Source organism: Thalassolituus sp. (assembly GCF_984348125.1).
This window is the reverse complement of record NZ_CFHJLR010000006.1, coordinates 104,315-124,509: the sequence shown is the minus strand read 5'-3', so window position 1 is coordinate 124,509 and position 20,195 is coordinate 104,315. Positions and strand designations below refer to the sequence as shown.

The following is a 20,195-nucleotide window of genomic DNA, read 5'->3' as shown; positions in this document are numbered from 1 at the left end:
GCCAAAAACAGCTCACAGGAGCGATTGCTGGCCCTCGACACTGATCAACTCATTTACCTTCTTGATGATTGCATACACGCGAACCACAGAGAGTTTGTATTTATCTGCCAGCTCGGCGTGGTTATGCCCGTCAAAATCGCGATACATATCCAGATCGCGCTGGCGCAGCCTCATGTGTGTGTTTTTACCGAAGTACAGAAGCTGACCCGACCAGGCGGCAGCCAACTGATCAACCACACTCAGCGCGAGCTCGTCAGCTTTCTCTTGGTTTAGCCCTGTTTCAGCTGCTGCGGTAGCGATCGTGTCAAACAGATCGGCGAGCATTTCAGGTGCGTCGCGCATGATATTACGAGCTGCTGTCATTGCTGTTCTCCGTTTGCCTGGTCGTTTGTTTTTTTAGCGTCGCGCTCGAGGCGCTTGCGCCATTGCTTCAATGATTCAATTAATCGGATCAGGGTTCTGTTATCGCAAAACTGAGGGGCTTCGTACCTGTTGCCAGTCTGGCGGCGCACGTACGATCGCAGTGCAGCGTCAGATGAGTTATTGAGCAAACCGGCACGGCCCATGTCGCGCCAGACCGCGATCAGCTTTTCTTCCAGCGTGGCATTGCCTTTGGGTTTGCGGGGCGGACGGGATTTAAAGCCACGATCTTTGAATGCCTGGAGCGCGGTTTTTAACTCGCGCTCATTCATGGCTGCGCAGCTGGTTTTTCCAGTCGCGCCTTTCAGCACCTCGCGATAGTTCTCATCGTCGAGGCCGAGCTGGCTTTTCGCGATATGGATTTGGGCTTTTAAATTAGCCATGATTTAAACCTGTTTTAATCGTTGATTGATAACACACTCGCACCACGCGACCTCGTGCCTCGGCGAGTGTGCGAGGCGTTATTCGTGCTCAGTGATTTCCGAACACTTAAACGTTTTCTTTCCAACATAGAACGAACCTTGACGCTCGCACTCTGTCGCTATTGTTGAGTGCGCCCATTCCCAGCCTATCCATGTACCAAACACCAGCATCAGCAGAGCAAAAAACATTTTCACCTCCAGTAACTCAATTACACTTCGGGCATGGTCGACCACGTTTATTCGTAGCAACCGATTCTGTGTCGTAAATGTGCCCGGTGTTATAACCGCACCGGGCGCATTCAAACTCAATGCAGTTTTTGCCGTCAGGGAATACACCGGCATCGACGACATGCATCATCACTCTGCGTGGTGTCCGGCGTTTCGTGACACCGGCGGCGCCGTGGAGACTGAGTTGCTCACTCATGCTCCCACACTCCTGCGCTGCAGGTCGTCACGGATGTCCAGCAGCAGGCTGCTGAGCGGCTCTTCTGTCATGCCTGCAAGGCGATGCAGCGCCATGCTTTTATCTTTTACGTTATCCAGCGGTATACGAGGTGTGCTTAAACGCTGCTCCATACGGTTAAGAACGTCGTCCAGGGTTTTTACTTTCGGCGTTGCTGGCGTGGTCATTTCTGGCTCCGGTAACGGCGTTTCAGTTTTGGGTTCGGCTTTCGGTGTCGTTACTGTTTTTGCGACCGCCTTCGCTGCTATCGAAGTAGGCGATGAGGCGGACGACTTTTCCTCAGGAATGATCGTTACCGTGTTCTGATCGCGGGAGAAATACTCTCCCACGAGACCCCACACATGACGCCCGCGCCGTTCCGCCTTGTTATCGGCTTCAAGTACTTCAAGCCCGGCCTGCACCATCTCCTGGTCTTCGCAGATTTTGTCCGCTATTTGCCGGGCAGACAGGTAGCGACCAGATGCGCGGATGGTTTTGAGAATGTTGTCAGTCAGTAACTTATCCATGCTGGGCCTCACGTTTAATCACAGGGATGGTTTGTTCCAGGTGCTGAATTTCACGCTGTGCGCTGTACACCTCTTGCTGCATTTCTGCGGCTTTTATCCGCAGGTAATTCAGCTGCAGCAACTTGCCTTTCCGGCAGTGACCACAGGCGCGGAAGTTCGCCAGGCGATCATCAATACCTGTGTCTTCACAGATCGGGCATTCAGCTTGCTCTGACATAGCCACCTCCAACCGCTGCTATATCGAGCGGAATAGGCCGATACTGGTCGCTGTCGTTTACGCGCTCGTATGCACGTACATACACCGTCGAACCATCAACAGAAATGCTATCTTTCAGCGCTTCACAGGCCTGAATCCACGCAGGGTGTTTGATCTCAAAGCTGAGTAGGCGCAGCAGTTCTGACGTTCGTAAGTTGCCACCCCGTGTGGTCTTAAATGCTCCCTCAATCAATACTCGTACATCGTTCTCAACAGAGGCCGTCACGGAATCCAGATATTTCGTGAACAGACTCTCTGCCGCTTTTAACTCAAGGCCAAACGAGATCCGGCTAGCAAATACCCGCTGGATTTTGTATCGGCCATCGTAACTGCTGATGCTGATATTGCCCTTTTCACCGCCGAGCTTTTCGCCGTACTTCTCTGCGGCAATCTGGATGAGGTCACGGATATCATCGAGCGCACGGCGCTTGAATCGCACCAGGTTCATGTGAATATCCTTTGCGCTTTCGGCCAGTTCGATCGCAGCCTGATCTTTCAGCTTGTCGATCTCTTTGACGTTCTCTTCGCGCACTAAATCTCCATGCTGGTTTTGCATGTAGCCAGCGGGAATTTCTGTCTTGCTATTCATTTTTGATCCTTTTTCTCTTTGCCACTGAATGCGTATGTCAGGTTTTCCCGACACCGCACCGGGAGCTTGTTACTTGTGCGCGTATTTGAGCAGCGCACTGGTTCTACTGCTGATTCAATACGTACAGGCCCGCACTGAGGGCACATGCCGATCCAGCTTTTCATATTTGCGTTAGTAGTCATGGAGGGCTCCGGTTTTTTCGATGGCTGTTTCTGGCCTGGGTTAAATCAATTACGCCGCTCGGTTTCGGCCTGCGCGGGCGGCGATGCTCTTTGCTGACTCGGTCGCGAGTTCGGTCAGTGTTTTCCAAAAGGGTTGGGAGTGACCGCTGCGTCCTGCAGCGGTCTCCCCAGCGTCGGGTGCTGCTGTGTTTAACCGATTCTGTGTCGTAAACAGGCTCCGCGTTGTCAGTACCACCAGGCATTGCAGCAGCACCATTGCGATCATCTGCATCGCGATCGGCAGGTACGTGCTGAGCGTGTCCGGTACCGGCGTGGTCTGTTCAGCCTGTAGGTTGGCAAGCTCGCTGCGGGCAGCGCTGAGCTGCTCTTGCGTACTGACGATCAGGCCGTGCCAACCGGCCCTGTATTCGCTGTTGGCGTTGTACTGGGCTAATGACGCCTCTAACGACTCAACGCGGGCCTGAGCGGCTTCTGTGCGTGCTGGTAGGCTGTCTGCGGCCTGAGTTGCCGCCTGTTGTTGTTCGAGCACAGGTGAGGCCAGCTCATGCAGCGGTGCGATCAATGCCAGCGCGGTTGCGCAGGCGGCAATGATGTTGCGCAGCCAGTTATTCGCAGACCAGAGCCAGATGGCTCCGGCTTCGATCACTACAGCCCAGAGCCAGCCGGTTTGGGCGTCGTACTGGCTCCACCATTTGATTGAGTGCGTCTGCAGTAACACCACGGCGCCGATCAGTAAAAGAAGTGCGGGGATCTTTTTCATAGCAGCTCCTCCCATTCAAGAACGGAGCCCATCAAAACGGCCCGAACCATGGTGCACTGGTTGCGAGCGACGGTGCCGATGATTTTTACGCCAGGCACTTTGCGCGCAGAGGCCGTTTGCATGTAAGCGAAGTTATCTGCGATCGCAACACTGTGAATCGCAACGCCGGAATCTGACAGCAATTTCACAGCATCCGTCGCAGCATCGAGGCCGCAGGCGATTTGATAGTTTTGCTGGTTGGTTTCCAGCTGTTTTTTGCGGTAATCCGCGTCGGTGATTTCAACGACGTTGTCTGAAATTGTGGCTGTGTCGCTCATGGCTGAACCTCCCATTCAATACGGCAGTTATTGAGTTGCGCCTGCATCCGTGTGACGCGGCCCTGGGGGCTGCCACGGTGTGAAAACCGTACGCCGTCGAGCGATCGTACCGCCGCGCAGTTCTGCACGGTCAACACGGGTTTAACGCGGTTCATGTCGATGTCTAAAATGCAGACATCCAGATCTGTCAGTTTTCCTACCGCATAGGCGACGTTGCCCAGCCTGTCGATGTAATGCGTGTTCACGAGTTGATGATTTAACTGAGTCATGAGCTGCTCCCTTAAACCGCTTTAATCACGTCGGCGGTGATTTTCGGTACGCCCAGGGCTGCGGCCTCGTTCATGGCTGCCGTGATCTGATTACCGACCGCGAGCGGGTAAAGCAGGCTGATAGGCGTGCTGGATTTCTGCCGACCAGGCACGGTCAGTTTGGCGCGCAGCGCGTCGATGGCGTTGCCGTCAAACAGGTCACTGACGCGTTTTCCTGCGTTCTCCAGGCGGTGGGCGATGTACGCTTCAAGCTGATTGTTCAGCGGCTCCAGCGTGATCATCTCAATGCGCTGGACTACTTCGCGCACTTCTGGGCGGTTTTCTGCCAGCTTCTGGGTCAGTTCCGTCTGACCGATCAGCACAATACTCAGCAGCTTGTTGAAGCCGTCTTCCAGTTCAAAAAATCGTTTCAGGTGCTTCAGCGTCGGGATGCTCAGGCCATGTGCCTCTTCAATAATCAGAATATGGCGATGCCCGGCACGGCGTGATTCACGCAGTACGTCGTGCAGCTGCTTGTAACGCGCCTCGGCGGTCTGGCGAATCCGGGCTTGTGGGTCAACGGTACGGATGATCGCGGCGGCGATATCCGTGGCCTTCAGGGTTTTGCCTTTTTTGTCGTTATCCTCCAGACCCAGAACGTAGGGCTCTATCACAACGACCGGCAGCTCTTCGCGCATTACGCGGTCCATCAGGTCGCGACGCAGAGTTGACTTGCCCGCGCCCGATTCACCGCACACAGCGATAAAGCGCTCGCTGGTTAGCGTTTGCGCTAATGCCAGGCGAACGTACTTAACATCGGGTGCGGCATCGAATACCTGGTTAGCGTCGGTCAGTTCACCAAACGGGTCAGCGAACAACGCGAAGTGCTTACGGGTGGCTGGGTACAGCGGCTGTTTTCGTAGTAACATGTCGTGGTCCTTCGATTCATCAGTGGTGGTGGTTTCGAACAGGACAGCCAGCGTTGCAGCGCTGGCACCTGATTCACGCAACAACGCATGGATGCTTTGTTGCAGTTCTTCCTTCCGGCCTGCTGGCCAGATTCCGTGATTACAAATAGCGCTCATCGCAGGGCGGCTGATACCGATCGCGTCAGCGACGGCTTTACGCGTCACGCTCAGGCCGTGCAGCGCCTTAATTAAGTTACTCAGCATGAAGAGCCTCCGGCCTTGGTGTCGGCATTCCATTCGCTCAACAGCGCGTCGATGTGCGATTCAGGAATACGGTTGTCGGGGTAGCGACTGGCCAGCAGATCAAAATGGCGCGCAGTCCAGTGCATACGCTGTTTCAGCAGCTGAGCGGCCTCTACGTGGTTCAGTTCGCGCTCGGCCATCGCACGCGTTGATACCAGGTGTGCGGTGCCCCGGCGTGGCAACACCGCAACCTGTGGTACATCGTCGAGGTGCTTGTAGGGGTCAATACGACCACCAAATGGGAGCTTTTTGGCTTTGGCGGCTGCGGTGGCTTCGTCATCGGTGTCTACCTCGTAGATCAGGCGCTGGATCTCTTTCCGGTTAACGTCCAGCTCGGTGTCTGCGTGGGCTGAAAATGCCTCGCCAATAACGGGGGCATCTGCTCTGAATCCGTATTCGTCGATTTCAACCGCAATGACCGGGTGAAGGATCTCTTTGCCCGCGTCATCGTAAAGAACGATCCAGGCCCGGCCCGGCTCTAGCGGATTGATCGTCAGGTTGAGTTTTTCGCGGATGCGTACTCCCGGCACCTGAGAAACGTCGTATCTGGCGTTGTTAAAGCGCACCGTCAGGGTGTCTTCTACGCGGCATGGCTTAGGCTCTTGCGTGAGCAGATCGCGAGCCAGATCTATATCAACAATGCGCAACTGCGCCTGCGTGATTTTCATCCAGGCATTCAGGCGGGTCATGCCGTGACGGCTGTGCTGCTTGGTTGCGTTGTACCAGGCACACCAGCGCTGGCCTTGTTCGTTAATCCAGTCGATCGTGGGTACGTCACAGTATTTAAAGCCGCGCTCGAATGAGGTCTCGACGATATTCTGGGCATTCTCAACCTGCCCGGTTGCACGGCTGTTCTGTACGGCGTGGATGCGGTAATCAATACCCAGCGCCACAAGAAAACGCAGAAAAGTCTTAGTCGCGGCTGAGCCGGGGTCGAAGTACAGAGTCGTCGGTACGCCGTACAGCGCGCAGCCCTGACGCTCTCGCATGGCTTCCAACAGGCTTTCTGCCAGATTGGCTATGCTTTCACCACCTGCGACATACCAGACGAAAATCGCGCCACTGGTGTGATCGGTCACAACATACCGGGTCAGGCGTTGACGTTTGATTTTTTCGAAGTTGCCGGGCTTGTTCTTGTAAAACACGGCAGGGTTCATGTCTTCCAGGCCACTCTCTGGCACGTAATACAGCACGCTGATTGAGGCGTCGATTTCCCAGACATGATTGGGATGCAGCGAGCGCAACTCCTTCGCGGGCGTTGGACGGCGCAGCTGATCTGGATGCAGGCCGTAGTGGCGTAGCGCCCGAGCGCAAGCATTATCTGAGAGCAGCAGTACTTCGCCGGTTTTTTCGTCGATGCGCTCAGCGCGTATCATGCCGTTGGCGCGCAGCTCTACCAGGGCAGCACTGATGCTGCCCATCTTTTTGTTGTTGTTACGGTAAGCCTGCATCAGGTAGCCGCTCAGAATCAGCGCCTCGTCACGGGTAAGCGCGACATTGCCTGCATCTGCACGCTTTTTACGCCCCACCTGTAAACCTACAGCTTCAAACTCGCGGTATAACGTTGCCATGCTCACCCCAAACCGTTCGCAGGCGCGCCTCAGCACCGCCTGCTTCTTTCCGTGGCCGGCCTGCTGTGCATCACGCCAGGCATCGACCAGCATTTCTGCATTCAGCGCCATAATCAGCTCTCCGGCTGGCCTGCTTCGAAGTCCAGATAGTCGCGATCACCCGTTTTCGGGAACGCTTCTTCCAGAGCGAGGATTTCTTTCTTCATCTGAAACAATGCAGCGTGGGTGATCTCATCAGAGTCGCCCCCGTGCAGCGCGTGGTGATCAGAAATATCGACCAGCGCCTTGCGGAATACCGTGCCCAGGGTGGTCGTGATCTGCTGTGTCAGGGTCGTGACTTCGGTCAGGCTGCGTTGCAGATATTCGTCAGGCTCGACCAGCTTTGACGATTTGCCGTCGAGCTTGGTGTTCAACTCGTCGATCTGGGTGTTTTTATTGGCGAGCAGCTTGTCTTTGGCTTCACTCTGCTGCTTAGCATCGCGCAGCTGTTTGCGCAGGTCGGAGACTGTCATGCGGTCGATGTCGTCGATACTGATGCCACGCACCGATCCGGCGAACTCCAGCTCTTTGATTTCTTCGTCATCGAGTACGACCAACTCAAAGAGTTTGGATTTGCTGAGCTTTTCTAAATGGTGCGACATCGCACTATTTGAAAACTTCATGGTTGCTTGCATGGTGCGCTTCACCAGGGTGTGATCAAGGCCAAGGCGCTCCACGCGATCCATAAACTCACCGTGCTCACACTGCTCCTTCAACAGCAACAAGCGAGCGCCCATACCAAACAGCTCAGCGGCGATACGTGAGCGAGCATCAGCGATACCCGCCTCCAACGCATCCGGATGCATCGGGCCGTCGTAGCGCAGCTCCAGCGCCAGTGCCTTTGCGTTTTCCTGCTGTTCAAACGACACCTGCACCATGCGGTTGGCAGCTTCGCCAACGCTGTCAGGAATCACAGGTTCCTTGTCCTGGTGTTCAAATACATCGGGGTTAGGTTTACGTGCCATAGTCGATAGTCCTTACAGGTTGGTGGTTATACGGGCGCGGGTTTCCATTAAGCGGTTCTGCGCCTGGTCAAAATCATTCATTACCGCCACTGCTCGTTGTGCGACGCGGAGGCTGGCGCGAATGCGGTTGGTCTCTGGAATGCGCTCAGCCCAGCCGGTTTCTTCCAGTGTTTTCAGATACCGGGAGACATTCGGGGCGCTGTAGCCAGTTGCTTTAACAACGTCGGTCGGCGTGAGGCCGTGAACCGTATGGCGCAGTAACAGATCCAGCACCGTCAGGATCGCAGCGGCAGATTTATGGGTGCTCATGCGACGGCCTCTTCATCGCTTTCCAGCGCATCAATCAGCCAGTCCAGCGTCTCTTCAGCCTCTGCAGATTTGCAATCGACCAGGCGCTTGCAATACGCCGCACTATCGTCATCCCAGCCTGTAGCGGTGAGGTTGACGCCGTTAAGCTCGTTGATGTGGCGCTGGCACCCGCAGCGGCTACAGGTAAGTGGTGTTTTCATTCGGCAACCCCCTTACGCCAGTAAGTTCTGATCAATGGTTTCACCCAAAGCACGAAGAATTGCGCGTGTCTTTTGGCCCCAAGGCTCGCCTGCATGCCCTCCAGCATGGCGATCAACCACGTTAAGTACGGTGCTGTATTTAAAGCCGTTCGCATCACTCCATGCCTTCAGGGTTGTCCCCTGATCGTAGAGGGCGCGTTTAACGGCTGCGGCATCTGCTTTGCTCATGGTGTAAACTCGCTTTAGTTTTGGTTAATTGGCTTAAGTTGGGTTTAGTTTGGTATTCAAACGAATAACTGTCAAGCTGTTTTGAGGTATTTTTATGAATGATCTTGGTGGGCGCCTGCGGGAGGAGCGTGAGCGTCTTGGCTTAAGCCAGTCGGAAATGGGGGAAATTGGCGGAGTAAAGAAGCTTGCGCAGCTAAATTACGAAAAGGGTAACCGCCAGCCAGACGCCTCCTATTTAACGGCAGTTTCCGCCATTGGTGTTGATGTGATGTACGTTCTGACCGGTCAGCGTGGAACACCTGAACAGCCAGTGCTATCGCGCCGGGAGGCAGCCTTGGTGGATAACTACCGCCACTGCGCTCAGGAGGATCAGCAAGCCATCGACCGGGTGGCTCTGAACGCGGCGAAAACGCAACCGGATTTGCTGAATAAAGACAAGGGGGTTAAAAGTGCGTCTTAATGTTGGTTTTTGTAGAATGATGTAGGGTTATAAATAGGATTCACGGAGGAGTAATGTTCAGAACAGTTTTTATTTTTTTCTTGTTTTCAACTATGGCGCATGCGCAGACACATATGTGCAAGAACGGTGGCACCGTAGTGTTTCAGGACCGGCCCTGTAACAGCGCCCTGAGTAAAACAGACGGTCGGCTGTGCGATAGATCGCTGGAATATTATGAAGCGGCGACTCAATCGGGAAGAGCAACTACTGCCGATAAAATGTGCCTCTCAGAAAAACAAAAAGAAAGGGTAGAAGAAAAACGTAAAGCAGAAGCCGCCCGACTGGCGGCAGAAAAGAAGGCTCAAGAAGAACTGCGTCAAGCGGAAGAAATTAGAATACGCGCTGAACGCCTGAAAGCAGCTGAAGAAGCCAGGGCTAAAGCTATAACGCAGGAATTGGCGGCCAAACGTGAAGCTGCTGAAAAAAGAAGCAAACAGATCCAGGCTGCGAAAGATATGGGGATGTATTTTGTTGAATATCGCGTTCTTGGGTCGGCGCTAAATGCCAGTATCCATATTGAAGCCCTTGAAGGCCAGGAGCAACACAACGTTCGACTGGATTGGGATTGGTGGATGCGAGTGCCATCAGGAAAGAGCTTGTATTTATCGGCCCAAAATGAAAGCGAATATGGAGACGTTACTGCAGAAATATGGGTGAACGGCGTAAAAGTGAAGTCAGCAACATCTACCGCTGGTTATGGTATCGCGACGGTCAGTGGAAGACTTTAAAAGGAGAAGGATATGAAATTACAAGGCGCTGTGATTAAAGAGCACAAACTATAGACAACCAGGAGGTCTTATGAAAATTGCTACTCTCACACTACTGCTCGCACTAACCCCCGGTGCCTGGGCAGGCTCGTACTATTCGTGCACTGACGCAAACGGTAAGAAATCGTTTCAAGCCATGCCATGTAATGGCATGGCGGTTGAGGTAGAAAAAGTAGAAACCAGAATGCCTAGTAATAATTCGTCTGCACGACGTTGGGGTTTTCGACGTTCCACTGACTCCATGACAGGACTAGAAACATGTTCGGCTTCAATGAGATTTTACGTAGGTAGGGTTCGCAACGACTTTGTCTTTGCACGTATGGCGATTTTCAAGTTTGAAGGCCAAGCATACTTAGCGGTAGCTACTGAGCAACAACACCCACTCATCCACAACAATATCTCCGGGCTCGGCATTAAGGTTGGAGACAATAGTTTCCAGGAGTTCAACTTTAAGATTGGACAGGATAGCTTAGGCTATGACCCCACAATCAGCGCTTTACTTATATCCCAACTTTCGACGTCAAAAGATGTACAGGTTCGGCTCAGATTCTGGCCGTACGATCAGAAGTATGACACCCAGAAAATCAAATACTCTGATTTCAAATCAGCCCTATCAGAAATTGAACGTTGTGAGATATGAAGTCATTGGAAGAATGTATGGCTGCTCTGTTGGATAGAATTTCAAAGGAAGCGAAGAAACTTTCACACTAATAATTGACAAGGAACCCACGGGAATGGATACCCAACTCATTACTGGCTTACTTACGGCCACAGCCGCGATCGGTGGCGTAGCGATCGCACAATTTGGCGGACTCGCTCTGTCCCGCCTCAACAAATCCCAGGAACGCAACAAAGAGCTTCGGGCGCGACTGGAAGAACTGGCTGACTGCGTTCACCTTTCCAGCGAGTGGTGCATGGCAGCAATAGAGGGTGCAGAGCCCGTGGTGCTTTGCTCCTCAGCCCGGCGAGTACACGTACTGGCGTTGCTGTATTTCCCTGGAATGAAAGAAGATGCAAAACTGTTGTTGCGCACCACCTACGAAATCTACTCCTGCATGACCAACGATACCGACCCGGCTGCAAACGTCGAGGTGAGACTGAGTGAAGCGTCTAAATCGTTCAGAATCGCAGCTAACAACCTTGACACTCTTGCAGCTCATGAAGCGATGAAACTGTTATAGAAACCCCGTTTCCGGGGCGGTGGCGGGAGGATGGCAGAGCGGGCGCTCCGCCGGAAGGATCAGGCTGTAATAACTCCCGCCGAATTAGTGCCCACAATCTTTAGCGAATCGACGTTTCGCAGACCTTCAATGATGACCAGCGTTCCAGCTGGTACTTCACCTTCCAGTACCGAGTAATCAGACGCGCCACTCAGCTTGACGTGAACCTGGGCAGCAGCTGTACCAGTATTCTGAACATTAATTACATCAACCGGGCACAAATTTCCCTCGGTCATACTGATTGCTACTGCGCTGGCGACATCTGCTGCACCTGTGAATGCCTTAGAGACCATAGGGCTGTCCTCCTGTTTGCCAATCGAAAGGCCGACCAACGCGCCAGTCGATCGCGTTCGTGCAATGCCCAGGATCGACCGCATCCAATAACCAGGCGACGGCTCGGTCGATCGTGCGCCAAACAAACACGGCGGGATGTCCATGCAGCAACGATTTACCGAGACGCGAGCTGATAGTTTCTCTGCTGTCATGCCACAGGTACGCATTCGCCCAGCAGTCGTACCCTCGCCACAAGTGATAGGCCTTATTTTTTGCAAATCGTCGCGTCGGCGGAAGTGCATACAAACACACCAGAATGATGCCAGCGATCGGCGCTGTCGTTGGCACGATCAGCAGCGACAATGCGATCAGTAAAATTAACACCAGGGCTGAGAAAACAGTCCGTAGGCCGTGCAAGTAATTACTCATCAGCGATCTCCTCGTATGAGTTGTTGGGGTAAGTCGGTAGGTTATTAATGTTCCAGGTGGGGCCGAATATCAGCTCAATCGCCAGGTTTGCAGCGTCTGTCATTTCCTCAGGCACAGATGCAGCGATCTCCGCATTATCGAACTCGTTGCTTTCCAGCTTGCGCATAAACGTGATGGTAAAGTCGATTTTCTGCCACTCTATAAACAGACGTCGCGGGATCTCGTTGCCAGCCTCATCCATTCCGCCAAGCAGAGGCTTAAACAGCTGATACTCTCGAAGCGTAAGATAGCCAAGCGGAGTAAATGACTCACCATCGCCGTCGCTGAATTTTTTGCCGCGATAGATGTGAACGGTGAACGTCTGGCCGCCCTGAGAAACATCCAACACAGACAGCGGCGAGTGGTTCGCGTAGTCGGAATTAACGCCCGGCATAACCACAGAAACCATTTTATGATCTGGAAAATCGGCTGCGTTCATTAAACTCATAGCGCGCCCTCTGCGTACTCAATAACTCTATCTCCGTCACCCACCCAGAAATCATCGCTAGGTTTTTTAGTGATAATTTCCCAATCACCGGGTAATGTGTTTTCGAGAATTGCGCCTGACCAGTCAGGATCATTCTCGTCAGCAATCGGGGACGCATAATTCCGCTGATAAATAGTATCAGACTGATCCAGACGGTATTCGGCAACGACAAAACCCTCATCCGGGGTCTCTGTACTCCATGCTAAAAAACTAAACATCGTACCGGCTGCTGAGCTGCCCCAAGTTGATATATCAGATCCGTACGCTCGCATTAAATATCTAATCCGGTACAAGCCCCCAGAAGAATAACTACCTACAGGAACTCCATTTACTTCTACGGTTATTGTGGAGCTGCCCGGCGGTCTGCTAACTGTGATCCTATGGATTGAATAATCCAAAGATAAGGTGGCTACCTGAATCCAGCTATTCGCATCACGAGCAACAAGGTTCCCGCTTTCTCGGGAGTAACTCAGGAAACCAAGGCCATTCTTAGATTCATTTCCCCAGAGTCGCACACTAGCGCCTTCCGGACAGTCACCGAAATACACTAATGCTTCTACGCGAAACGCATCCGGGAACTCTATGTCGTCACTCAACGTCGCATACTGAGTACCGTTGAAGTTCATAATGGCGCGGGTGATTTTCGATATTCCAGTGCGTATCGGGTTGATCATTGGCGTGGTCATGGGGTTAGCTAATGGCGACCTCAGCATTATTCGTACTCCACGTGGGTGCTACGAATAATCGCGTCGAGTTCTTCCGCGTAATCCAGAATCGCATTTTCTCGCTGATACAATACCTGGTACGTATCATTAGATAGGCACGTCAATTCATGCGCCGGTATTGCAGGCAACAGAGGTCGCTCGACGATTGGCAGTGGTACTGTCTGGTAGACAGTGTGCGTGCAGCCGCTAGCGCCAGTTGTTATTAAAATGATCGCGATCGCCAGTTTTGAACGCCTCATCATCGTCCTGTGCCTCGTTCTGTTGCTGTTGTTTCAACTGAGTACGTGCCGAGTTAATACGCTGATATGTGTTGGTCGCGGCCTCTGCCTGGTCGGCACGTTCTTCGGCTCGTTCGGCCTTCTCTTTCAAGGTCTGGCCTCGAAAGAACATGACCAGGATTGCACCTAATCCAGCCAGCCAACCCACTAAACGACTGGCCCAGTTACTCATAGTGGGCCGTCCTCTGGTGGTTGATTCAGTTGAGGTTTATTTTTCTCGGTGTATTCACGCCCAACCCAGATTCCCAGTACGCCGATAACAGCAAGGCCAAAATCACCTGCATTCATATCTGGTACGGTTCCGACCGGAGTATCTAGCCCAGCGAGCACGAATTTGATAATAAGTACCGCCCAGCTAACCGCCACGAAGAAAAGTGTGTGGCTGCGCGCTCCACGGCTGTCGTGCAAGCATGGCAGTGTTTTCATATCAGCCACCTTCCTTGTTTAAGTGCATCGTCCTGAGAGTAAATTCCCGGCACATATACAGTCGCTGATCGCCTCAGTGAGCGAGGCACTTTTACTGCTGTGTATGTCTCGCCTCGGGCTTCGTTCCATTTTGCAGGCGCTGAAATATGCACCCACTGGCCAAACTCAAGTATCAACTGGTCAAAGTCATGAGGATACGCAAACAAGGCACTGATCGTATTCGCAAGCTCGAGATCACTCATTCCTGCAACATGGATATCCGCAGCAAGGCCGTGCAGATGCTGTGATTTTTTAGCACCACCAATTTTCTTGTTTAGTTTCTTCGAGCGATATCCGGAGCTAATTGTAATCGGCTTGCCGATATGGTCACGTAGTGGCTGCAGGATGTCTCGGCTCAGACGCTTCAAGTTACTGAATACCACACTGTTTAGTTTCACCGAATTATCGATACCAAAGCGAGCCGCAGTCTGGCTGCGCTCGAATTCGTCAAGAAAGAAGTTTTCACTAAGTTGAATCCGCTGCATTACATGACCCCATCCTCTGCTGATTCAGATTTGAATTAATCGATAGGGTCATATTGCACGATCAGTGACGGGCGATCTTTTAAAGGGCTTTAAAATTATCGGGAGGGAGGCACGCGTAAACTGACCCTACTTTCTTTTTCGGATTTTAACAATGGAATTTCTGGATCAGCTCAAAGCCTGGGGGCCGTTCGTACTGCTCATTATGAATGGATTTTTTCTGTGGATCGCGTGGAGTTTTCGTCAGGCTACCGTCAGCCGTTCTGATTTCGAAGAATTTACCAAGGCCTTGTCGTCATCGATTAACGATCTGGATTCCGATGTCCGCGACAGGCTCACAGAACAAGATAAACGCATATCAACCGTCGAGGCGGTAGTAAAAGGTCAACCCGGCCATGATGATCTGAAAGACATTTATACCCGCATGAATGGCATGTCGCGCACGCTCTCGAAAGTGGAGGGCGCGACATCTGCGATGGCAAATCAAACGGGTGTTATATATCAACACTTGCTGAGTCAGAAAGGAGAAAGCAAATGAGCTTTGGAAACCTGGTCGCAGAGCATCAACGACTGCTGATTCTGCAGATGCTAGAACAGGACGCCGGCTATTCGCATAACGAAGCCGTGCTGAAGTCAGGTCTCGCAGCAATGGGGCATGCAATCAGTACCGCAGCGCTGCATTCAACAATCGACTGGCTAAGTGATGCGGCATTGGTCACATCTGATAACGTTGAGAGCGTTGGCAAGGTCGTAAAAATCACGAGCCGTGGCCTTGATGTGGCATTGGGTCAAACGGTCGTTACCGGCGTTGCTCGACGCATGCCGGGAGTGTGATATGGGCCGACAGTCATCTATTAAACAGCTCGCCCCCGACATCGTTGAAAAACTGAATGAGTTGCTGCGTGATCCTCGTATTAATCAGCTGGATGCGACGGAACAGATTAATGCGTTGCTTGTACAGCGGGGTGAAGATCCCGTCAGTAAAAGCGCGGTAAACCGATACAAACTCAGCATGGACCAGGTCGGCAAGGCTATCCGTGAATCACGCGAAATGGCCGAGATCTGGATTGGTAAGCTGGGGGCAGCCCCGCAAAGCAAAGTGGCCAACCTCACGTCTGAGATTATTCGCAACTCCTTGATCGATCTGTCACTCGCTATTCAAAAGATCACGATGGGCGAACACGACCCTGAAGTGATCGCGGGCGCGGTGCGGATGATTAAAGACCTGTCGTACTCCCACGAAAAACTCGAAAAAGCCGTCAGCGAAACCACCGCTCGTGAAGCGAAAATCAAAGAAGCCGCACGCAAAGAAGCGCTGGAAGAAGCTGCCGAGAATGCAGAAAGCGCTGCGCGGGCACAAGGCATGGACGAAGACCAGGTCACCTTCTGGCGTAACAAAGTGCTGGGTGTTTAATCATGGCCATCAAGCCGTTGGGCGATACTGTACGCTGCGTTGAATGGGAAGAACTGCCAGCGCGGGCGCGCGAGATTCCTGACGGTTTCGACCCGTCGGCTGAAGGCGTATTGATGCAGCACCAGGTGGAGTGGTTGCGAATCACTGCACCGATCAAGGTATGTAGCAAGGGTCGTCGTACCGGGATTACATTTGCCGAAGGCTTGGATGCACCGCTGACTGCTGGTGCAACGAAAGAAGCTGGCGGCATGGATGTGTATTACATCGGTGACACCAAAGAAAAGGGCCTGGAGTTCATCGGCTACTGCGCGAAGTTCTCTAAGACAATCGCTCAGGCTCAGGCTGGCGGGATCTCGGAGATTGAAGAATTTTTGTTTGAAGACCAGCAGGAAGACGGCACCACTAAACACATCACCAGCTACCGCATTCGGTACGCCTCCGGTTTTAAAATCGTCGCGTTATCAAGTAACCCCGCCAATATTCGTGGCTTGCAGGGTAAGGTCATCATTGATGAGGCTGCATTCCATCGGAACGTTGCGGCGGTGATTGATGCTGCGACTGCACTGCTGATCTGGGGCGGTCGCGTTTCTATTATCAGTACGCACAACGGTCGCACCAACGCATTTAACAGCCTGATCAAAGACATTCACGATCAACGCTATGGCGACAGTGCTGAGGTCTATACCTGTTCATTTGATAATGCCGTAGCGAATGGGCTGTACGAACGTGTCTGTATGATGAAGGGCGAAAAAGCGACGATCGAAGGTAAAGCTAAATGGTACGCCACGATCCGTAATGCGTATGGCCCTCGTAAGGCGCAAATGCGCGAAGAGCTGGATGCAATACCGCGAGACGGTACCGGTACCAGCATGCCTGGCATCTGGATTGATAATGCCATGCCTGAACTACCGCATCGTCCAGTAGTTCGCCTGAAATTGGCAGATGATTTTGCAACCAAGGCTGTCGAGGAGCGTGAGTCCTGGTGTGAAGACTGGATTAAAAAATACATCCACCCGGTGCTCGCGTTGTGCAATCCAGAGCACTTACATGTCTACGGTCACGATTTCGCACGTCACCGCGACTATTCCATTTTCGCGCCACTAGCAATCGAACCGGGGCGGCATCGTTACTGCCCGTTTGTATTGGAAATGCACAAGGTGCCAACCCGGCAGCAAGAGCAGATCATCTGGTACATCCTCAAAAAACTGCCACGTTTCTGCGGTGGGGCTGCGGATGCCACCGGCTCCGGTGAAACGCTCGCAGAATACACTGCTGATGAGTTTGGCATAGGTATTATCGCCCAGGTAAAACTGAATCGTGGTTGGTATGGCAGCTGGATGCCAAAAATGATTCAGCAATTCGAAGACGGAACCATTCAGGTACCGAAAGATCAGGATCTCGCCAACGACCTGCGAGCGGTTGAAGAAGTCGACGGTATTCCAATGGTCGCAAAACCACGCAGAAAAGATTTGAAAGATCCCGACACATATCGTCACGGCGACTTTGCACCAGCTCTGGCACTGGCGGTATTCGCCAGCATTGAAATGCGCCAAGGCCCGGTCGAAGTTTCAAGCCGCCACCGCAGAAAGTCGGGCGGATTATTAGAGGGTTATGATGCATGAATAATGGAATCTGGGTGTCGCCCAATCAATTCGTTCAATTCGCTGAAAAGAATGATCGTCTGACTGATCACATCGTTACGCGCGATCGCAGCCCGGATTTTTCCGCATTGGGCAGCTATCTTCCAAATCCCGACCCGATTCTACGAGCGAAGGGAAAAAGTGTTGAGATCTACCGCGACCTGCGCAGCCATCCTGCAGTTGGCGGTGCAATCCGTCGACGTAAAGCGGCAGTCACGGCTCTGGAATGGAACCTCGATCGTGGCAACGCCAATGCCCGCGCAACTGCGAACGTCAAAGCAGTGCTGGACGACATCGATATGGTTCAGCTGCAGCGCGATATTTTAGAGGCACCTTTATATGGCTATCAGCCGATCGAAATTCTATGGGCAAAAGGCCAGCGCTGGACCGCACCAGGTGAACTGATCGCAAAGCCGCCAGAGTGGTTTCTGTTCAATACTGAAAACCAACTGCGATTTCGCAGTCGTAAGTCGATGATCGAAGGTGAAGAGCTACCAGAGTATAAATTCCTGCTGCCACGTAATGATGCGACCTATCAAAACCCGTGGGGTAACGCAGATATGGCGATGGTGTTCTGGCCCGCTACCTTTATGAAAGGCGGGCTGCGGTTCTGGGTTCAATTCGCTGAGAAATACGGAACACCGTGGCTGATCGGTAAGGTTCCACGCAACACCAACAAGTCGGTGAAAGATGCTCTTGCTGAAGACCTGGAAGGCATGATTCAGGATGCTATTGCTGTGGTACCAGACGATTCATCGGTCGAGATCGTCGAAGCAGCTGCGAAAACCGGTGCAGCTGAAGCCTACGAAAAACTGCTGAAGTATTGCCGTTCAGAAATCAGCATTGCGCTCCTGGGGCAGAATCAGACCACCGAAAGCAACAGCACCAACGCTAGCGCAACAGCTGGACTTGAGGTTGCCGAAGACTTGCGCGACGGCGATGCAGCGCTCGTTGAGAGCACAGTGAACACCTTGATCGAATGGATAATGTACGCAAATGGCATCAGCGGCCCAGCACCGAAGCTCACAATGTTTGAGCAAGAAGACGTCGACGATACTCAAGCCAAGCGAGACGAGACGTTGAGCCGAGCAGGAGTGAAGTTCACTAAAGCGTACTGGATGCGATCGTATGATCTGGAAGAGGATGATATCGAAGATGCAGATGCGTCTACGTCGACGGATATACCGTCGGTACCGGATGTGAATTTTGCAGAGGGTGAGCCTGAGAATATTGGCAAGCGCATCGACAGCCTGACAACCGAGCTGATCAAGTCGGCAGCTGAACCACTGCAAGACTGGACCAGCAGAATTCAGCGCATGGCGGCCAGCGCTGAAAGCCTCACCGATCTGCACGAGCAGCTCATCAACGGATACGGAAATTTACCGGACGTATCCATGCAAGCCGCATTGGACGTAGCATTCACCGTTGCTCAAGCTCGAGGAGCAGAAGACGTTGCCCGCGAAGCTGGACAGGATCTACTGATGTTTGCCGAACCAGGCGATGCATTCTATGAGCAGCTCGCAGCGCTGCAGGTGCGTCTACGCAACCTGGTACCAACAGAACGCTGGAGTGACATTCAGCGATCAGCACACGATCGCGCCTTCGTGGTCGCTGGTGCTATGAAAGCAGACCTTCTGAATGACCTCGCCACAGCAGTAACCAAAGCGATCGAAACGGGCGGTACCATCGACGAGTTCCGCGCGGACTTCGATCGCATCATTGAGAAAACCGGCTGGTCGTACACAGGCGAGAAAAACTGGCGCACACGCACCATATATTCCACCAACATGAAGTCGACCTACCACGCAGGCCGACTGGCACAGCTCAACGACCCAGAGCTGAAGAAAGTCGCGCCCCTGCGCATGTATCGTCATGGCGGCAGCGCAGAACCGCGACTGGAACACCTGAAGTGGGACAAAACTGTACTGCCAGCAGACCACCCTTGGTGGCGTACGCACTACACGCCAAACGGCTGGGGCTGCAGCTGCTACGTGATCGCTGTATCCGAAGCAACGGCACGGCGCATGGGCGGCAACTTCGACGAGCCCGCCCCCGATCTGGACGGTGACATCGATGACGGCTGGGACTACGCGCCGGGTGAAAGTGTCGATCATGAGCTGCGGCAGATTGCTGGTACCAAACAGATCAGCCTGCACGAGACGCTAGCGACTGCATTTAAGCTGGCGCTGGTTAAAGCTCTGGGAGAGCGTTTCCTGTGAAGATCGAAGTCAACAACCGCGAGATAACGTCAGCGCTGGGCGCATTGCAGAACGCGATCGGAAACGTCGATCCAGCACTGAAAGAGATCGGTGACTATCTGATCGACAGCACCAAGCAGCGGTTTATTAAATCAGAAGCGCCGGACGGATCTCGCTGGAAAGACAACAGCCCGGTGACGCTGCTCAACTATGCCAGTCGTTTCAAAACTAAGCGCGCCCGTATAAGTCGCTTGCAAAACAAGAAGCCCGGAATTGGTGAAACTGGTACTTTGTCTGATGCAATCTACAAACAGGTTGGTAGCGGTGTGCTGGAGCTGGGGTCACCACTGAAATACGCGGGCACATTCCACTACGGTGCGAAGAAAGGTCAATATGGAAAGCGTACCCCGTGGGGCGACATTCCAGCTCGACCGTTCCTTGGGTTATCAAACGAGGATGAAGACGTGTTACTGGACATCATTCGAGCCCACTTTGCGTTTGCGTAGACTGCAATAGATTTGCAGAAACGTTCCCGATACTTCCCGATCGTTCCCACTAAATCCCGCATTTATTGCACACGTCCCTGTAGGTTT

32 protein-coding genes are annotated in these 20,195 nt (G+C 52.9%); 10 read left to right on the top strand and 22 right to left on the bottom strand.

What is annotated here, in order from left to right; translation table 11 throughout:
- Window positions 1-12 precede the first annotated feature (12 nt).
- The 15 genes from AC5E51_RS06460 to AC5E51_RS06390 all read right to left on the bottom strand — a co-directional run bounded on the left by AC5E51_RS06460 (window position 13) and on the right by AC5E51_RS06390 (window position 8,686).
- Window positions 13-363 (bottom strand): Mor transcription activator family protein, encoded by a 351-nt coding sequence (locus AC5E51_RS06460; protein WP_491778319.1) that lies wholly within the window; start codon window positions 361-363, stop codon window positions 13-15.
- On the bottom strand, window positions 360-803 hold the full coding sequence (locus AC5E51_RS06455; protein WP_491778318.1) for a gp16 family protein: 444 nt from the start codon (window positions 801-803) through the stop codon (window positions 360-362). Before AC5E51_RS06455 ends, AC5E51_RS06460 begins: the two co-directional genes overlap by 4 nt.
- Before the next feature lie 244 nt (window positions 804-1,047).
- A complete protein-coding gene (locus tag AC5E51_RS06450) occupies window positions 1,048-1,266 on the bottom strand; it encodes a hypothetical protein (protein WP_491778317.1) in 219 nt (72 codons plus the stop codon).
- Window positions 1,263-1,811, bottom strand: coding sequence for a hypothetical protein (locus AC5E51_RS06445; protein WP_491778316.1), 549 nt, complete (start codon window positions 1,809-1,811; stop codon window positions 1,263-1,265). The genes AC5E51_RS06450 and AC5E51_RS06445 overlap by 4 nt, the downstream gene beginning before the upstream one ends.
- Window positions 1,804-2,028: a hypothetical protein gene (locus AC5E51_RS06440; RefSeq protein WP_491778315.1), complete on the bottom strand. Its 225-nt coding sequence runs from the start codon at window positions 2,026-2,028 to the stop codon at window positions 1,804-1,806. Before AC5E51_RS06440 ends, AC5E51_RS06445 begins: the two co-directional genes overlap by 8 nt.
- A complete protein-coding gene (locus tag AC5E51_RS06435) occupies window positions 2,012-2,656 on the bottom strand; it encodes a DUF3164 family protein (RefSeq protein WP_491778314.1) in 645 nt (214 codons plus the stop codon). Before AC5E51_RS06435 ends, AC5E51_RS06440 begins: the two co-directional genes overlap by 17 nt.
- A 231-nt stretch (window positions 2,657-2,887) precedes the next feature.
- Window positions 2,888-3,598: a hypothetical protein gene (locus AC5E51_RS06430; protein ID WP_491778313.1), complete on the bottom strand. Its 711-nt coding sequence runs from the start codon at window positions 3,596-3,598 to the stop codon at window positions 2,888-2,890.
- Complete coding sequence (locus AC5E51_RS06425) at window positions 3,595-3,915, bottom strand: hypothetical protein (protein WP_491778312.1); 321 nt, start codon at window positions 3,913-3,915, stop codon at window positions 3,595-3,597. Before AC5E51_RS06425 ends, AC5E51_RS06430 begins: the two co-directional genes overlap by 4 nt.
- Window positions 3,912-4,184 (bottom strand): hypothetical protein, encoded by a 273-nt coding sequence (locus AC5E51_RS06420; protein WP_491778311.1) that lies wholly within the window; start codon window positions 4,182-4,184, stop codon window positions 3,912-3,914. The genes AC5E51_RS06425 and AC5E51_RS06420 overlap by 4 nt, the downstream gene beginning before the upstream one ends.
- Window positions 4,185-4,195: 11 nt before the next feature.
- On the bottom strand, window positions 4,196-5,335 hold the full coding sequence (locus AC5E51_RS06415; RefSeq protein WP_491778310.1) for an ExeA family protein: 1,140 nt from the start codon (window positions 5,333-5,335) through the stop codon (window positions 4,196-4,198).
- Window positions 5,329-7,056, bottom strand: a complete 1,728-nt coding sequence (locus AC5E51_RS06410) for a hypothetical protein (RefSeq protein WP_491778309.1) — start codon at window positions 7,054-7,056, stop codon at window positions 5,329-5,331. Before AC5E51_RS06410 ends, AC5E51_RS06415 begins: the two co-directional genes overlap by 7 nt.
- A gap of 2 nt (window positions 7,057-7,058) precedes the next feature.
- Window positions 7,059-7,949, bottom strand: a complete 891-nt coding sequence (locus AC5E51_RS06405) for a hypothetical protein (protein ID WP_491778308.1) — start codon at window positions 7,947-7,949, stop codon at window positions 7,059-7,061.
- Window positions 7,950-7,961: 12 nt separating this feature from the next.
- Window positions 7,962-8,258, bottom strand: coding sequence for a helix-turn-helix domain-containing protein (locus AC5E51_RS06400; RefSeq protein ID WP_491778307.1), 297 nt, complete (start codon window positions 8,256-8,258; stop codon window positions 7,962-7,964).
- Window positions 8,255-8,458 (bottom strand): hypothetical protein, encoded by a 204-nt coding sequence (locus AC5E51_RS06395; RefSeq protein ID WP_491778306.1) that lies wholly within the window; start codon window positions 8,456-8,458, stop codon window positions 8,255-8,257. Before AC5E51_RS06395 ends, AC5E51_RS06400 begins: the two co-directional genes overlap by 4 nt.
- Window positions 8,459-8,470: 12 nt before the next feature.
- Entirely contained in the window at window positions 8,471-8,686 is a 216-nt protein-coding gene (locus tag AC5E51_RS06390; RefSeq protein WP_491778305.1) for a helix-turn-helix domain-containing protein, read from the bottom strand.
- Between the two features lie 94 nt (window positions 8,687-8,780).
- On the opposite strand from AC5E51_RS06390, the gene AC5E51_RS06385 reads away from it, so the two are divergent.
- The 4 genes from AC5E51_RS06385 to AC5E51_RS06370 all read left to right on the top strand — a co-directional run bounded on the left by AC5E51_RS06385 (window position 8,781) and on the right by AC5E51_RS06370 (window position 11,133).
- Window positions 8,781-9,146, top strand: coding sequence for a helix-turn-helix domain-containing protein (locus AC5E51_RS06385; protein WP_491778304.1), 366 nt, complete (start codon window positions 8,781-8,783; stop codon window positions 9,144-9,146).
- A gap of 53 nt (window positions 9,147-9,199) precedes the next feature.
- Complete coding sequence (locus AC5E51_RS06380) at window positions 9,200-9,913, top strand: hypothetical protein (RefSeq protein WP_491778303.1); 714 nt, start codon at window positions 9,200-9,202, stop codon at window positions 9,911-9,913.
- A gap of 70 nt (window positions 9,914-9,983) precedes the next feature.
- A complete protein-coding gene (locus tag AC5E51_RS06375) occupies window positions 9,984-10,592 on the top strand; it encodes a DUF4124 domain-containing protein (RefSeq protein ID WP_491778302.1) in 609 nt (202 codons plus the stop codon).
- A gap of 94 nt (window positions 10,593-10,686) precedes the next feature.
- Window positions 10,687-11,133: a hypothetical protein gene (locus tag AC5E51_RS06370; protein WP_491778301.1), complete on the top strand. Its 447-nt coding sequence runs from the start codon at window positions 10,687-10,689 to the stop codon at window positions 11,131-11,133.
- Window positions 11,134-11,192: 59 nt separating this feature from the next.
- On the opposite strand, the gene AC5E51_RS06365 is transcribed toward AC5E51_RS06370, so the two are convergent.
- From AC5E51_RS06365 to AC5E51_RS06335, 7 genes are all read right to left on the bottom strand, one after another.
- The gene (locus tag AC5E51_RS06365) at window positions 11,193-11,465 is read right to left on the bottom strand and encodes a hypothetical protein (RefSeq protein ID WP_491778300.1); all 273 of its coding nucleotides are present in this window, start codon (window positions 11,463-11,465) and stop codon (window positions 11,193-11,195) included.
- Entirely contained in the window at window positions 11,455-11,874 is a 420-nt protein-coding gene (locus tag AC5E51_RS06360) for a hypothetical protein (RefSeq protein WP_491778299.1), read from the bottom strand. The genes AC5E51_RS06365 and AC5E51_RS06360 overlap by 11 nt, the downstream gene beginning before the upstream one ends.
- Window positions 11,867-12,361, bottom strand: a complete 495-nt coding sequence (locus AC5E51_RS06355; RefSeq protein WP_491778298.1) for a hypothetical protein — start codon at window positions 12,359-12,361, stop codon at window positions 11,867-11,869. Before AC5E51_RS06355 ends, AC5E51_RS06360 begins: the two co-directional genes overlap by 8 nt.
- Window positions 12,358-13,113 (bottom strand): hypothetical protein, encoded by a 756-nt coding sequence (locus AC5E51_RS06350; protein ID WP_491778297.1) that lies wholly within the window; start codon window positions 13,111-13,113, stop codon window positions 12,358-12,360. The genes AC5E51_RS06355 and AC5E51_RS06350 overlap by 4 nt, the downstream gene beginning before the upstream one ends.
- A 198-nt stretch (window positions 13,114-13,311) precedes the next feature.
- The gene (locus tag AC5E51_RS06345; RefSeq protein ID WP_491778296.1) at window positions 13,312-13,575 is read right to left on the bottom strand and encodes a hypothetical protein; all 264 of its coding nucleotides are present in this window, start codon (window positions 13,573-13,575) and stop codon (window positions 13,312-13,314) included.
- Window positions 13,572-13,829, bottom strand: a complete 258-nt coding sequence (locus tag AC5E51_RS06340) for a hypothetical protein (protein WP_491778295.1) — start codon at window positions 13,827-13,829, stop codon at window positions 13,572-13,574. The genes AC5E51_RS06345 and AC5E51_RS06340 overlap by 4 nt, the downstream gene beginning before the upstream one ends.
- Window positions 13,826-14,353 carry a D-Ala-D-Ala carboxypeptidase family metallohydrolase gene (locus AC5E51_RS06335; RefSeq protein ID WP_491778294.1) on the bottom strand — a complete coding sequence of 176 codons (528 nt, stop codon included), beginning with the start codon at window positions 14,351-14,353 and terminating at the stop codon, window positions 13,826-13,828. Before AC5E51_RS06335 ends, AC5E51_RS06340 begins: the two co-directional genes overlap by 4 nt.
- A gap of 151 nt (window positions 14,354-14,504) precedes the next feature.
- Here AC5E51_RS06335 and AC5E51_RS06330 point away from each other — a divergent pair, with 151 nt between their 5' ends.
- The 6 genes from AC5E51_RS06330 to AC5E51_RS06305 are packed head-to-tail and all read left to right on the top strand — an operon-like array spanning window position 14,505 to window position 20,108.
- Entirely contained in the window at window positions 14,505-14,888 is a 384-nt protein-coding gene (locus AC5E51_RS06330; protein ID WP_491778293.1) for a DUF2730 family protein, read from the top strand.
- Entirely contained in the window at window positions 14,885-15,184 is a 300-nt protein-coding gene (locus tag AC5E51_RS06325; RefSeq protein WP_491778292.1) for a VpaChn25_0724 family phage protein, read from the top strand. Before AC5E51_RS06330 ends, AC5E51_RS06325 begins: the two co-directional genes overlap by 4 nt.
- Before the next feature lies 1 nt (window position 15,185).
- Complete coding sequence (locus AC5E51_RS06320) at window positions 15,186-15,764, top strand: phage protein Gp27 family protein (RefSeq protein ID WP_491778291.1); 579 nt, start codon at window positions 15,186-15,188, stop codon at window positions 15,762-15,764.
- A gap of 2 nt (window positions 15,765-15,766) precedes the next feature.
- Window positions 15,767-17,386, top strand: coding sequence for a hypothetical protein (locus AC5E51_RS06315; protein WP_491778290.1), 1,620 nt, complete (start codon window positions 15,767-15,769; stop codon window positions 17,384-17,386).
- Window positions 17,383-19,623 carry a phage portal protein family protein gene (locus AC5E51_RS06310; RefSeq protein ID WP_491778289.1) on the top strand — a complete coding sequence of 747 codons (2,241 nt, stop codon included), beginning with the start codon at window positions 17,383-17,385 and terminating at the stop codon, window positions 19,621-19,623. Before AC5E51_RS06315 ends, AC5E51_RS06310 begins: the two co-directional genes overlap by 4 nt.
- Entirely contained in the window at window positions 19,620-20,108 is a 489-nt protein-coding gene (locus AC5E51_RS06305) for a phage virion morphogenesis protein (protein WP_491778288.1), read from the top strand. Before AC5E51_RS06310 ends, AC5E51_RS06305 begins: the two co-directional genes overlap by 4 nt.
- Window positions 20,109-20,195: the final 87 nt, after the last annotated feature.